10 protein-coding genes are annotated in these 13,111 nt (G+C 62.2%); all 10 read right to left on the reverse strand.

The annotated features are described in order from the left end of the window. Positions 1–59: 59 nt before the first annotated feature. The 10 genes from JV18_RS0114035 to JV18_RS0114080 all read right to left on the reverse strand — a co-directional run bounded on the left by JV18_RS0114035 (position 60) and on the right by JV18_RS0114080 (position 12,852). A complete protein-coding gene (locus JV18_RS0114035) occupies positions 60–1,304 on the reverse strand; it encodes a DUF445 domain-containing protein (RefSeq protein WP_052072329.1) in 1,245 nt (414 codons plus the stop codon). Positions 1,305–1,412: 108 nt separating this feature from the next. Continuing rightward, complete coding sequence (locus JV18_RS0114040) at positions 1,413–4,832, reverse strand: efflux RND transporter permease subunit (protein ID WP_033075566.1); 3,420 nt, start codon at positions 4,830–4,832, stop codon at positions 1,413–1,415. 37 nt (positions 4,833–4,869) lie between these two features. Continuing rightward, positions 4,870–6,045 (reverse strand): efflux RND transporter periplasmic adaptor subunit, encoded by a 1,176-nt coding sequence (locus JV18_RS0114045; RefSeq protein ID WP_052072293.1) that lies wholly within the window; start codon positions 6,043–6,045, stop codon positions 4,870–4,872. Between the two features lie 288 nt (positions 6,046–6,333). Then, positions 6,334–6,606, reverse strand: a complete 273-nt coding sequence (locus tag JV18_RS0114050) for a GlsB/YeaQ/YmgE family stress response membrane protein (protein WP_033075567.1) — start codon at positions 6,604–6,606, stop codon at positions 6,334–6,336. 111 nt (positions 6,607–6,717) lie between these two features. Further along, positions 6,718–6,981 (reverse strand): GlsB/YeaQ/YmgE family stress response membrane protein, encoded by a 264-nt coding sequence (locus tag JV18_RS0114055; protein ID WP_033075568.1) that lies wholly within the window; start codon positions 6,979–6,981, stop codon positions 6,718–6,720. An 834-nt stretch (positions 6,982–7,815) separates the two neighbouring features. Then, positions 7,816–8,823 carry a quinolinate synthase NadA gene (nadA, locus tag JV18_RS0114060; protein WP_033075569.1) on the reverse strand — a complete coding sequence of 336 codons (1,008 nt, stop codon included), beginning with the start codon at positions 8,821–8,823 and terminating at the stop codon, positions 7,816–7,818. A gap of 104 nt (positions 8,824–8,927) precedes the next feature. Continuing rightward, a complete protein-coding gene (locus JV18_RS0114065; protein WP_033075570.1) occupies positions 8,928–9,533 on the reverse strand; it encodes a DUF4230 domain-containing protein in 606 nt (201 codons plus the stop codon). Next, positions 9,530–10,450, reverse strand: a complete 921-nt coding sequence (locus tag JV18_RS0114070; RefSeq protein ID WP_033075571.1) for an MBL fold metallo-hydrolase — start codon at positions 10,448–10,450, stop codon at positions 9,530–9,532. Before JV18_RS0114070 ends, JV18_RS0114065 begins: the two co-directional genes overlap by 4 nt. Positions 10,451–10,657: 207 nt before the next feature. Beyond that, positions 10,658–12,487: a M56 family metallopeptidase gene (locus JV18_RS0114075; protein ID WP_033075572.1), complete on the reverse strand. Its 1,830-nt coding sequence runs from the start codon at positions 12,485–12,487 to the stop codon at positions 10,658–10,660. Further along, on the reverse strand, positions 12,484–12,852 hold the full coding sequence (locus tag JV18_RS0114080; RefSeq protein ID WP_033075573.1) for a BlaI/MecI/CopY family transcriptional regulator: 369 nt from the start codon (positions 12,850–12,852) through the stop codon (positions 12,484–12,486). Before JV18_RS0114080 ends, JV18_RS0114075 begins: the two co-directional genes overlap by 4 nt. Positions 12,853–13,111 lie beyond the last annotated feature (259 nt).

Genomic DNA, 13,111 nt, shown 5'->3' on the forward strand with positions numbered 1-13,111 from the left:
ATGTGCGCGGCGGGCTGGAGATTGCGTCGTCGCTATGCTTCTCGCAATAACGGGAGGGGTCAGATCAGCACATCCACCGTGTGGATCGCGACGCCGACCAGCCCGCCGACAAGCGTGCCGTTGATACGGATATATTGGAGGTCAGCGCCCACCGCATTTTCAAGCCGGTCAGTAATCGTCTTTGCATCCCAGCCACGGATCGTGTCCGACACGAGCTTGAGCGCGGTTTCGCCATAGCTGTCGACGACGCCCACCACCGCGCGGCGGGCATAGCGGTTAAGCGTGCGTTTGATCGCAGCATCCTCGCCCAGCATCGTGCCGAACTGCGTCATCAACTCGCCGATGCGGCCCGCGAGCATCGTTTCGGGATCGCGCGCAGCCTTTAGCAGCGCGGTGCGGCCTTGTTCCCACAAGCCGTCGAGCCAGCGCTTGACTGCTCTATTTTCCAAAAGCTCGTCGCGCACCCGCGCAACCTTTTGCTGCACCACCGGGTCATGCTGCAGGTCGAGCGCCAGTTTGGCCAGCCCATCCTCGACGCGCAGGCGCAGGGGGTGGCTTTCATCCTCGGCCATTTCGGCGAGTAGCTTGCCCAATCCTGCGACGATGCGGTTCGAAATCGTCTCATCGAGCCCGGTGAACCGAACGATGGCATTGCTGTTGTCATGCACCATCTGGTGGATCAGCTCGGCATTGAGGTCGAGCGTCTTTGACCCCCATTTGACCGCCGCGTCGAGCAACGGCTGATGCCGCCCCTCGGCGAGCGCGGCCTGCAACGCCTGCCCCAGAAGCGGCGCGACATCGAGCTCGCGCAGCCGGTCGGCAATCGCCGATTTGACCATGCCGCCGAGCCGTTTCTGGTCGAGCGCGCCCAGCGCATCGGCAAAGATGCGCGACGCGCCGAGCCGCAGCCGCCCGCCCCCTTCGGCGGGTTGCGACAGAAATTTGCCCACCGCGCCCGCAACATCGACCGTCTGCATCTTGCGCGCGATCAGGCGCGGCAGCAGGAAATTGGTGAGCAGAAAGCGCGCGAGCGTGTCGGCAATGCGATCCTTGTTGCGCGGAACGATGGCGGTGTGCGGGATGGGCAGTCCCATCGGGTGGCGGAACAACGCCGTCACCGCGAACCAGTCGGCCAGCCCGCCGACCATCGCCGCCTCGGCAAAGGCACGGACAAAGCCGATGGCGGGGTGCATGTCCTGATAATATTTGGCGCTGACAAAGACGAGCGCCATCAGGATGAGCAGGCCCGTTGCAACGATGCGGATATTCAGCCCGCCCGTTGGAACGGCAACGCCGCGCGCCATGAAAGGAGCGTTCAGCGAGGCGGGCCGTTCATCGATCATGGAGATCAAATGGCGGATCGCGCGAAAGGTTGCAACCGGCGCCCCCTTTGGCGCGCCGGTTGCTGTGGCTCATTCGGCGGGCTGCGGCGGCGCATCGGGAGCGGGGTTTTCCGCGCCATCGCCCTTTTTATAGGTGAGAAGATTGCGCGAGAAAAAGCGGCCCAGCCTTTTCTCGATACTGTCGGCAAGGCTGAAGCCCGCGGGCACGATTACCAGCGTCAGCACGGTCGACAGGATCAGGCCGCCGATCACGACGACGCCCATTGGCGCGCGCCACGCGCCATCGCCGGACAGTGACAGCGCGGTCGGCACCATGCCCGCGACCATGGCGACCGTGGTCATGACAATCGGCTGCGCGCGCTTGCGCCCCGCGTCCATCAGCGCCGCAGTTTTGCCAACGCCCTGATCCATTTTCTCAATCGCGAAGTCGACGAGCAGAATCGAGTTTTTGGCGACAATGCCGAGCAGCATGAGCAGGCCGATATAGACGGGCATCGAAATTTCCATGCCGGTGATGAGCAGGCCGAGCAAACCGCCCAAGGGCGCCAGCAACAGCGAGGACATGTTGACCAGCGGCGACAGGAACCGATGGTAGAGCAGCACCAGCGTCGCAAAGACGAGCAGCAATCCCGACACCACCGCGATGATGAAATTGTTGATCAGCTCCGCCTGCCATTTCTGGTCGCCTTGGATCACCTTGCGAATGCCCTGCGGCATATTTTTCACGGCGGGCAGCGCGTCGATCTTTGCCTGCGCATCGCCGGTGACCAGCCCCGGTGCCAGATCGGCGCCGATGACGATGCGCCGCGTCTGATTATAGCGGCGAAGCTCGGTCGGCCCGGCGCCAAAACTGATCTCGGCAATGGATTTCAGCGGCACCGTCGTCCCGCGCGAGGTGGGAACGGGCAGATTTTCAATCGTCGCGAGGCTGCGCCGCGAATCCTCTGACAAGAGGACGCGGATCGGGATCTGCCGGTCGGACAGCGAGAATTTCGCCGCATTCTGGTCGATATCGCCCAGCGTCGCGATGCGGATCGTCTGGCTGAGCGCTGCGGTCGTCACGCCAAGGTCGGCGGCCAGGTCCATGCGCGGATGGATGACGATTTCGGGGCGCGGAATATCGCCCTCGACACGCGGCGCGCGCAATTCCTTGAGCTTTGACATTTCGGCGACAATCTGGCGCGCATGGGCCTCCAGCTTCACTGGATCGTCACCGCCGACGACCAGCGTGATGTCGCGGCCCGAAAACCCGCCCGACTGGCTTTGGAACGTTACGCGCGCATCGGGGATGGCGGCCAGCTTGGGCTGAACGCTGCGTTCCCACTCGACGCTTGAAATCTCGCGATCCTTTTTCAAGGTCAGGAACGCATTACCGCTCGTCACTTCGATATCGTAAAAAGCGGTATCGACCACCGGGTCGCTATCGACGATTTCGCCGATTTCACGCGCGACCTTTGCGCTTTGCGCCAGCGTCGATCCGGGCGGCAGTTCATATTTGATCTGGCTGTAATCGCTGTTGATCGTCGGCTGAAACTGCTGCGGCAGCGTCGCGAACAACAGGATGCTGGTCGCAAAAGCCAGAACGCCGGCGCCGACAATCCAGACGCGATGGTCAAACAGCCGCGCCCAGGCGCGCTGCACCATGAACTTCGCCCAATTGGTAAAGGCGAAACCACGCACGCCGACCAGCCAGGCAAGCGCGCCCATAAGGATCGCGAGCAACGCAGATGCAAGATAGACGCCAATGGCCGTGAACGGCACTTTCAGCAGGAAATAGAGCGCGGGGTTCGGTCCATCCTGCCCCGCGGGAACCGGCTGGAAATAGGCATATATTGCATAGAGGATATAAAGCCCCGCCAGCCCCAGCGGCACCGCCAGATAGCCAAGCTTCGTCGGCCAGTCTTCATAGCGCGCACGCACCCGCTTGTGTTTGCTGCTGTCGAGCGTCCAGCCAAGCAGCCGCTCATAACGATGGATCCACGGGCCGTTCGCATGATCCTGTTCGCCCTGCGACGACAAGAAATAGGCGGCAATCATCGGCGTGATCATCCGCGCGACCGCAAGGCTCATCAGCACCGCAAAGACGACGGTCATGCCGAACTGGATGAAGAATTGTCCCGAAATGCCGGGCATCAGAGCAACAGGCAGGAAGACCGCAACGATCGACATGGTCGTCGCAACGACGGCAAGGCCGATTTCGTCCGCAGCGTCGATCGACGCCTGATAGGCGCTTTTGCCCATTCGCATATGTCGGACGATATTCTCGATCTCGACGATGGCGTCATCGACCAGCACCCCTGCAACTAGGCTGAGCGCCAGCAGGGACAGGCTGTTCAGAGAAAAGCCCATCATGTCCATGAACCAGAAAGTCGGAATCGCCGACAGCGGAATGGCAAGCGCGCTGATCAAGGTCGCGCGCCAGTCGCGCAGGAAGAGGAAGACGACAATCACCGCCAGCACCGCGCCTTCCATCATCGCGAGCATCGAGCTGCGATATTGTTCCTTGATATATTCGGTGCGGGTGAAGAGGATCTTGAAATCAATCTTCGGATTGGCCTTCTTGATCTCCTCCAGCTTCTTCATCGCCTCGTCATGGACCGTGACGTCCGATGCGCCCTTCGCCTTTTCGATGGAGAAAGACAGCACCTGCCGCCCGCCGATGGTGGCAAGATTGCGCTGTTCGGCGAACCCGTCGCTGACGGTGGCGACGTCCGACAGGCGAATGGTGCGGTTATTGCCGATGGAAATGCGCGTCTGGCCGAGTGCAAAGGCGCTCTGAGCATTGCCCAGCACGCGCACCGCCTGTTCGGCGCCCGCAATTTCGGTGCGCCCGCCTGCGGCGTTGAGGTTGATCTGGCGCAGTTGCAGGTTCACCTCGCTCGCGGTCAGGCCATAGCTTTGCATGCGCGCGGGGTCCAGGATGACGCGAATCTCGCGGCTCACCCCGCCCGACCGGCGCACCTGGCTCATCCCGTCGATCGACAGCAATTCCTTGGCGACCGTATTGTCGACAAACCAGGAAAGTTGCTCCAGCGTCATGTCGGCAGTTTCGACCGCAAAATAGGTGATCGGCCCGCCCGCAATATCGACGCGCACTACCTGCGGTTCCAATATCCCGTCGGGCAAGTCGCTGCGTATCTGCGAAATCGCCTGATTAACGTCATTATACGCGCGGTCGATCGGCGTGCCGATGGCGAACTGGACAAAGGTGCGGCTGTTGCCCTCGCTGACATAGGAGGACATTTCATCGACGCCGCTGACCCCACGCACGGCGGCCTCGACACGCTGGGTGACCTGGGTCTCGAGCTCGGTCGGGGCAGCGCCGGGCTGCACCACAATCACCTGAACCGCCGGAAATTCGATATCCGGCTGATCATTCACATCCATGCGGTTGAAACTGACGATCCCCGCCAGCATCAACAGCACAAACATCACGATCGGCGGAACCGGATTGCGGATGCACCAGGCGGAGATGTTGCGAAAACTCATGGTTCAACTGCCCTTGCGCGCCAACCGACGACCGGTCTTATCGCGTTGATTTTTGAATGACCGGCTTCACCTTGTCGCCGGGGTTGAGGAAGGCGCCGGCGAGCACGACCACCTTCTCATTGCCGTTCAGCCCTGACGCGATCGACACGCCGCCATCGGTGACGGTGCCGACCTTGACCGGGCGGCGCTCAATCTTGTCATCCTTGCCGACGATCAGCACATAATTGCCTTCAGGCCCGCTCTGCACCGCGCTTTCGGGCAGCAGCGGCGCCTGTTCGGTGCCCGCCACCAGCCGCGCATCGGCAAAGCCGCCGGGGCGCAGCGCGCCGCTATAAGGAATAGCGATCCGCACCATGCCCTGGCGCGTGTTGGGGTCGATGATTGGCGCGACCTGCCAAATCTGCCCCGGAATCTCGAGTTCGGTGCCCACCGGGGTGACGACCGCGCGCGTGCCGACCTTCACCCGCTGCAAATCGGCTTCGGCCAGCTGCGCGAGCATTTCCATCTCGCCGCCCTTGGCCATGCGGAACAGGACGCCGCTACCGGCGCTCACGACCTGGCCCGGCTCGACTTCGCGGGTCAGCACCAGCCCCGCGGCGGGCGCGACGATATTCAACCGGTTATTGCGCGCAATCGCTTCCTGATATTGCGCCTGCGCGACGCGAACGCGCGCCTGCGCCGCGTCGCGGGTCGCGCGCTTGCGGTCCATATCGGCCTTGGAGATAAAGCCGCGCGAGACGAGCGCCTCGGCGCGCTCCAACTCAGCCTGCGCCAGCTTGGCATCGGCCTGCGCAACCCGGATGGACGCTTGGAGCGCCTCGGCCTGCTGCGTCTGCACCGCGCGGTCGATGACGGCCAGCGGCTGGCCCGCGCCGACCCATTGGCCCGGCTCGACCAGAACCCGCGCGACCTGTCCGCCTTCGCCCGACACGCCGACCGGCATTTCGCGGCGCGCGGCAATAGTGCCATTGGCCGAAATGGTAAATTCGACCGAAGTGCGGCCGGGGATAGCGACGGTCACACTGGGAACCGAAGCCGCATCAGCGCCAGCGCCCGCTTCGGCCTCTCCGCCCCCCTGAAAGGCGCGGTAGCCGAACCAGGCGGCCGCGAGCACTGCGAGCGCCAATGCGGCGCCGATGATCATGCGCCTGCGTGTGCGAGAAGTGTCCGCTTCCTCGTAAAAACGCTGCGAAGAGCCCGCCAAGCTGTCCATCAAATTCACTTTCCGCCCTGGATTCCTTGCCGGATATTTCGCCGTTTTGGGGGCTCGCCATCACCAAAGGCGATCTTCGCCCGCCCGCCCATCGGCTTCCTTCTCCGGTCGATGGTGTGTTATCCAATTAAATCACTTCTGGCAAGCCAGAAAACCGCCATGACAATGACGGTGCCCGCATCGCCGGACCTTTATTCCCGACCAGGGGTAAAGACACGTTAAACGCAAAAGGGCGGCCGCCAAAGGCGACCGCCCCCTTATCCGAGTAAAATAAGTCGGATTATATCGTCAGCGCACCCGGCCGCGGCGAACCAGATTGACAATCGCCAGCAGAATTACCGCGCCAACAAAGGCAGTTAACAAGGTCATCGGGTCAAAAGCGTCACCGCGCAAATGTCCGCCGCCCAGGAAACTTCCGAACAGAAAGCGTCCGAGAATAGATCCGAGACAGCCGACAATAATATTCAGGAAAATTCCCTGTTGTGCGTCGGTTTTCATCACAATGCTGGCAAGCCAGCCGATGATGCCGCCCATGATAATTGCAATAATCCAAGTAAGCATAGGATGACCCCCTTGCGTTCGTTATGGATGCCTGCCGATGTGCAGACATGCCATGCTAACGTAAATCCCGCTCATCGCATAGTATTATGGCGGATCAGCGACCGGGGATGATCACCGCACGCTGCCGCGGCGCACCATGTTGACGATCCCCAGCAGAACAATGGCGCCGACAAAAGACCAGAGCAGGCCAACGGGGCTGAAATGGCTGAGCGTTGCGCCCGACCCGAACATGCCGCCCAGCACATTGCCGATAACCGCGCCGATCAGGCCGACGATGACATTGAGGATAATACCCTGCTGCGCGTCGGTGCGCATCACGATGCTGGCGAGCCAGCCGATGATACCCCCGATGATAAGGCTGATGATGATACCCATGTTGCTTCCTTCCCAAGCTATGGACGGAGGAAATCCGCCGTCAATGGCCTGAACGCCCCATCGCGCTCAGGCGTCGATTCACCGATGTCAAAAGAATGAAAGCCAAAGGAAAAAGTTCCCTCGCCCGCGAAGGGACTTCTTTCCCTGTCGCACCCAATCGGCGCCATCGAGATCGCGATTCCGTTCGGAAAGGAGGATGGTTGGCTCAATCCGAGACAGATTTCGCCCGACCGGGCTTATGAATGTCTCACACAACGACACAAAGAGGGCCGATTGTGCTCGCTGCCCTAACTGTGGCGCATAAAAAAAGCGCCCTGGGGGCGCTGCCTATGGTTTGGTCGGCCCCCGTTAGGGGGCCGGCCGCACCGGAAAAATCTTCATACCCTTGTTCGAATTCTCGCCGAAGCGTTTCTTCGTTCAAAGTCATAAATATCTTTCCACACTGATCGGGTTCGCTTCATTCGTGGGAATATCCACGTTCCGTGACCAGCTTATCGAATGACGACTTTTCAATCCTTCATCTGATCCGTTTCGGTCTTGCAACCGGCGTTTTCACTGGAGGTTCGACAATCTGCCTTTCGATGGATTAATAGTCTCATGAACCGGCGCCAACGCCAAAGGAAAAAGCGCAAAAACCCCGCTCATATGCCCCGAAGCTGTGGATAAGTCCGGCAGAAACAATATCCAAATGCTGCGCAGCATTTTTGTGATCAGGGCGCAGCATTTTCATTCACGCACGGAGGCGGGGGCCGGGGCTGCGCACCCTCACCGCAGCGTCAGATGCCGAGTCGCGGGCGCCTTAGGCCGGCGTCCTAATTGCCCCGAAAAAGCCGATCAGGCCGAGGGCGCCGCCGCCCTATCGCCAACATCGCCCTTGCCCACCGTGCCCGATGCCATTTCGAGCATCCGGTCCAGGCTTTTCTTCGCGGCAAGGCGCAATTCCTCGTCCAGCTCGATACGCGGCTCAAGATCGCGCAGCGCCAGATAGAGTTTTTCCATCGTGTTGAGCGCCATATAGGGGCAGATGTTGCAATTGCAGTTGCCGTCCGCCCCCGGCGCGCCGATGAAATTCTTTTCGGGAAGCGCCTTTTCCATCTGGTGGATGATGTGGGGCTCGGTTGCGACGATCAGCGTGTCGCCTTCAAAGCTTTTGGCAAATTGCAAAATGCCGCTCGTCGATCCGACATAATCGGCGTGATCGACGATATAGGGCGGGCATTCGGGGTGCGCGGCGACGGGCGCATGGGGATGCTGCGCCTTCAGCTTTAAAAGCTCGGTCTCGCTGAAGGCTTCATGGACGATGCACACGCCCGGCCAGAGAAGCATGTCGCGGCCGAATTTGCGGTTCATATAACCGCCAAGATGCCGGTCGGGACCAAAGATGATCTTCTGATCCTCGGGGATCTGGCTGATGATCGTCTCGGCGCTCGACGAGGTGACGATGATGTCAGAGAGCGCCTTCACCGCCGCCGAGCAGTTGATATAGGTGAGTGCGATATGGTCAGGATGCTGTTCCCGAAAGCGCTTGAACTGTTCGGGAGGGCAACTGTCCTCCAGGCTGCATCCGGCGTCGAGATCAGGCAGGACGACGATCTTCTCGGGCGACAATATCTTGGCCGTCTCGGCCATGAATTTCACCCCGCAAAAGGCAATGACATCGGCGTCAGTTTCGGCCGCCTTGCGCGACAGCTCCAGCGAATCGCCGACGAAGTCGGCCAGATCCTGAATCTCCGGCTTTTGATAATAATGCGCCAGAATGACCGCGTTACGCTCCTTGCGGAGGCGGTCGATTTCGGCGCGCAGATCGACGCCAGACAGATTTTCGCGGATTGGAGCAGTCATGTCTCTTCCTTGTCGTGCAGGAGTTGCCCCCTCCTACACCCCGCCCGCGGCGGGAGCAATCGGGAGAGGGAGCGGATCGCCCCTGCCATTTTCACGCAAAGCTCTTAACGTTTCGCGAAACGCGCACGCACCGTCGCGTCAATCCCTGCGGCCTTGAGCGGCATGGCAAAGCTCTGTTCGATGGCATTTTCGGCCGCACCGCGCGCAAGCCGCATCGGGGTGTCGCCCTTCGCCTGCTTGATCAGTTCGGCTTTCGCCGCCTTGCGGTTCACGGCATCCAGCGTCGCTTCGGCGTCAGTCAGGCTGAGCAGGATTGTGCCATCGCGAAATTCGCTGATGGCTTCCATGTCGATCTCCGGCCCTGCCAGGCGTATCGGAGGCAGAGTTACGGTCAATTCCCGCTCTCCCGCATCCCATTCGACATCGGCGGGCTTCAGCCGTGCGAGATCTACTTCATATCGTACCGTCCCGGGCATGATCAGCGTTTTCTTGGCGCTCAACCCCAGCCGGCTCTGGGTCGATGTCACCACCGCGACATAGCGCGCGGTAAAGGGAACGAGAATATTCTGCTCCTGCAACCCCTGCAGGCTCGCCGCGACGACGGTTTCGGGCTCAAAGCCGCGCTGCCAATCGTCCCAAGCGCGCCAACCGAGGAAAAGGGCGAGGCCCAGGAGCGCCAGCAGCGCGACGCGAAAAAGCGAATTGTTCATGCGACCAGCCTCCACACTTCATCCTCGCAAGCCACCCGGCCGCGCTGTTCGAGGTCAATGAGATGCGCGAGCACCGAGCGCCCCGCGGCGCCGGTCAGCCGTGGGTCGAGCCCCTTGTACATTTGTTTCACCATGTCGGGGATGACGCGCGGCCCCTTTTCCAGTTCCCGCAAGATTTGCCGCTCGCGCTGCTTGCGGTGCCCCAGCATCCCGCGCACCAATTGGCGCGGCTTGGTCACGGCCGGGCCATGGGCGGGATAATAGATGCGGTCGGCGCGCTCATAGAGGCGCGACAGGCTGGCCATATAGGCGGCCATATCGCCATCGGGCGGACTGACGACGCTGGTCGACCAGGCCATGACATGATCGCCGGTGAACAGCGCCCCGCTTTCCTGCAGGGCATAACAAAGATGATTCGACGTATGGCCGGGGGTCGCCACCGCCTCCAGCGTCCAGCCGTCGCCGGCCACCTGTTCGCCGTCGGCCAGCACGCGGTCGGGCGCATAATCGCTGTCAAAGGCCGAATCGGCGCGGGGGCCATCGTCACTGAGTGCCAGCGGCGCACAGCCGATGATCGGCGCTCCCGTCGCTTCCTTCAGCGGCGCGGCGGCGGGGCTATGGTCGCGGTGGGTGTGGGTGCACAATATTGCTGTGATTTTCTGCCCCTCGACCGCACGCAGGATCGCTTCGACATGGCCTGCGCCTTGCGCATCGGGCGGGTCGCCGATGCTCAGCCCCGATCCTGTGGGGCCGGGGTCGATCACCGCGACGTCGCGCCCCGCCCCGACAATCCATGTCTGGGTGCCGGTGAACGTATAGGGCGAGGGATTGGGCGCGAGCACGCGGCGGACCAGCGGCTCATGCTGTTCGCAGTCGCCGGCTTGGATCGTGTCGAGCCAGGGCTTTTTCTCACTCATGCTTTTGCATGTGGCATTGCGACCGGCAAAGAAAAAGGGTCAGCCCGCGCTTTCCGGCCCTTTTCTCTTTTAAAACCCTCATCGCGCGACGCGCGCCCAGTTTGGGGAGGACCGAAGCCATCTTCCATCAAACCCCTGGGGGCGCCCCTTTCGCTCCCCTAAGGGTCTGGCGCGCTGGCGAAGTGGCTTCGGCCTCCCCAGCCTCCTTCAATGCGTTTCGCGCTCCGCCTCGGCAATGGCGCGGTCTAGCTCAGCGACGGCCCGTTGTATATCTGCCTGAATTTCGGCGCGCATTTCGTGCGACAGGCCATGGGCCAAAATCTGGCCCTTTTGCCGCGCAAGCTGGTCGCGTGTTTCGCGCAGCGCGGCAACGGTGATCGTACGCACACCGGGGCCGCACTTCACCTTATGCACCCGCCGATCCTTGCCCGTTTCCGACTGTTTCTGGCGAAGCGTGATTTCGCCCTCCTTGCTGCATCCGCTAACCACCATCGCGCTGCGCGACAGGCCCTCCAACGCCGCAGGAGGGACCGGCGGGGCTTCGGGAACCGGCGGCACGGGCGGCACCGGCGGGCTGGGAACATGAACGGCGGGAAGATGCGCCATGCGGACATAGGCGCGATATTTGCTTCTCGCCTCCAGGCCATCGGCCACCTTCTCTGCCTTGGCCGCCGTCAGCCCCTTTTCACGCAACGCCGCGATCATCTCCTGCCGCGACGCCCCTTCGGACACGTCAAGGTTCAGGACCTTATGCGGCGCCACGCCCGCCCTCTCCGCTGCCCTCGCGGCCTTGACTGCGGCCAGTGCTGCCACCCGGCTCTGTTCGCCCGCGGCTCGCACGGCATCGAACCCCGCCTCGCGTAGCTTTTCACCGGCCGCGCGGGCGGTTTCAGCGGTGGCAAGGGCTGCGGCCATGTCCGGCGCCGTCATTTCGGCCGACAGCGCCTCCATCTCCGCCGCCAGGGGTTCCACACTGCTTGCGGCTTCGGCGGTCGCTTGCCATTCGCTGGCACGTCCGTCCGCTGCAATTGCGCCCGAAGGGGTCAGCGTCGCGGTCGTCGCCAGCGCCGTCAGCGCCACCCCGCCCAATAGGACACGCCCGATCAGCCCACGCCGGGGCGAAATCTCATCCTCCATCAACATGCTCAGCCGCTCCTGCAAATTATCGTTCATCGCCATCGGCGCTGCCAGCGACAGCCGCGCCCCGGTCGCGGCCTTGGCAATGGCGGTGGCATATTGAACCGTCCGTTCGCGCCGCTCGGCGAGCCCGTCGGCCACCGGCCCTTCCATCCCCAGCACACGCGCATCGCACGCCGCTTCCTGATCGAAGCGAAAGGCGCGGATCGCCCGCCAGGCAAAGGGATTGAACCATTGGGTGGCCAGCACGACCAACGCGGCGGCATTGGCCCACAGGTCGCCGTGGCGATGATGCGCCAGCTCATGATCGATGGCGAGCGCGCGTTCAGCGGCAGCATAGCGGCCAAAGAAATTCTGCGGCACGACCACATGTCGCTGAATCAGGCCAAAGGCGACCGGGCCATCGACCGCATCGCTCATCGCCAGCCGCACCGATCCGATCGGCTCCAGCTCGACGGCTTCGCGCAGCACGGTCTCACGAAAGCGCATATGCGCGCGGACCGCCGCGAACAGCACCGCCGCCGCGCCGACCAGCCAGGCGCCGAACAGCATCGGCATCAGCGCGGGCATCAGTTCGGCAAGCGGCATCAGCGGCTCGGCGACCAGAGACGCGGGCGCCGAGGCGGCAAAGGCGCTGCCATCGGTGGGAATATCCGCCTTCATCGCCGCCCAGTCGGCAGCGGCCAGTTCCTCCGCGATGGGGGAGAGCTCCACCACCGGCGGCGCCAGCGGCAACGGTGGCAGGATCAGGCGCAGCAAGGGCACCAGCCACAGTGCATAGGCGAGCCGCGCACCGAACAGGCGGGTAAAGGGTTTGCGGATCAGTAAAATGGCGATGAGGATAAGACCTGTGCTGATCAGCGTGTCGCCCCACGCCTCCAAGGCCAGGGCGGCACTCATGCTTTCAGCTTCCGCAACAGCGCTTCAATCTCGGCGATGTCTGCATCCGACAAGGCCTCGCGCTCAGCCAGATGCGCGATCAGCGGGCTCACCCGCCCCCCGAACAACCGGTCGACAAAACGTTTCGATTCTTCGCCCATCGCCGCCGCACGGTCGATGGCGGGGCGATAAATATAACGCCGCCCGTCGGCCTCGGCCGTCACCGCGCCTTTTTGCACCAGACGGGACAGCAGGGTTTTCACCGTCGCCTGCGTCCAGCCATTGGCGGCGCCGACTCGCTGCGTCAGTTCCGCCGCCGTCTGCGGGGCTTCATCCCACAGCGCATTCAGCACCTGCATTTCCGATTCACTTGCACGTTCCGCCACGGATATTCCTCCCCAGGTTTACCGTTCAACGCCTCTGATCGTCTCTCAACTGCACGACTACAGATGTAGTCATAACCGTGAACCACAGATGAATGAAGGGAAAAAGCGCAAATTATGTCGGCTTTTTTTACAAGCCCCGTCGGCGGTAAGAATTGGCTAACCATCGTGCGGCATGGAAAAGCAGCGTTGGTGTGATTTGGCACGCGCCTTGTATAGCTTTGTACATGGCGTTGATTTCGATCATCGCATGGCGCGGCGT

It is taken from the genome of Sphingopyxis sp. MWB1, assembly GCF_000763945.1.
Taxonomy (GTDB): domain Bacteria; phylum Pseudomonadota; class Alphaproteobacteria; order Sphingomonadales; family Sphingomonadaceae; genus Sphingopyxis.

What these genes read in the sequence shown, in the direction of transcription:
- JV18_RS0114065 (WP_033075570.1), bottom strand. Translation starts at nt 9,533, where the DNA reads ATGAACAATTCGCTTTTTCGCGTCGCGCTGCTGGCGCTCCTGGGCCTC.
- JV18_RS0114040 (WP_033075566.1), bottom strand. Translation starts at nt 4,832, where the DNA reads ATGAGTTTTCGCAACATCTCCGCCTGGTGCATCCGCAATCCGGTTCCG.
- JV18_RS0114050 (WP_033075567.1), bottom strand. Translation starts at nt 6,606, where the DNA reads ATGCTTACTTGGATTATTGCAATTATCATGGGCGGCATCATCGGCTGG.
- JV18_RS0114045 (WP_052072293.1), bottom strand. Translation starts at nt 6,045, where the DNA reads ATGGACAGCTTGGCGGGCTCTTCGCAGCGTTTTTACGAGGAAGCGGAC.
- JV18_RS0114035 (WP_052072329.1), bottom strand. Translation starts at nt 1,304, where the DNA reads ATGGCGCGCGGCGTTGCCGTTCCAACGGGCGGGCTGAATATCCGCATC.
- JV18_RS0114075 (WP_033075572.1), bottom strand. Translation starts at nt 12,487, where the DNA reads ATGAGTGCCGCCCTGGCCTTGGAGGCGTGGGGCGACACGCTGATCAGC.
- JV18_RS0114055 (WP_033075568.1), bottom strand. Translation starts at nt 6,981, where the DNA reads ATGGGTATCATCATCAGCCTTATCATCGGGGGTATCATCGGCTGGCTC.
- JV18_RS0114070 (WP_033075571.1), bottom strand. Translation starts at nt 10,450, where the DNA reads ATGAGTGAGAAAAAGCCCTGGCTCGACACGATCCAAGCCGGCGACTGC.
- nadA (WP_033075569.1), bottom strand. Translation starts at nt 8,823, where the DNA reads ATGACTGCTCCAATCCGCGAAAATCTGTCTGGCGTCGATCTGCGCGCC.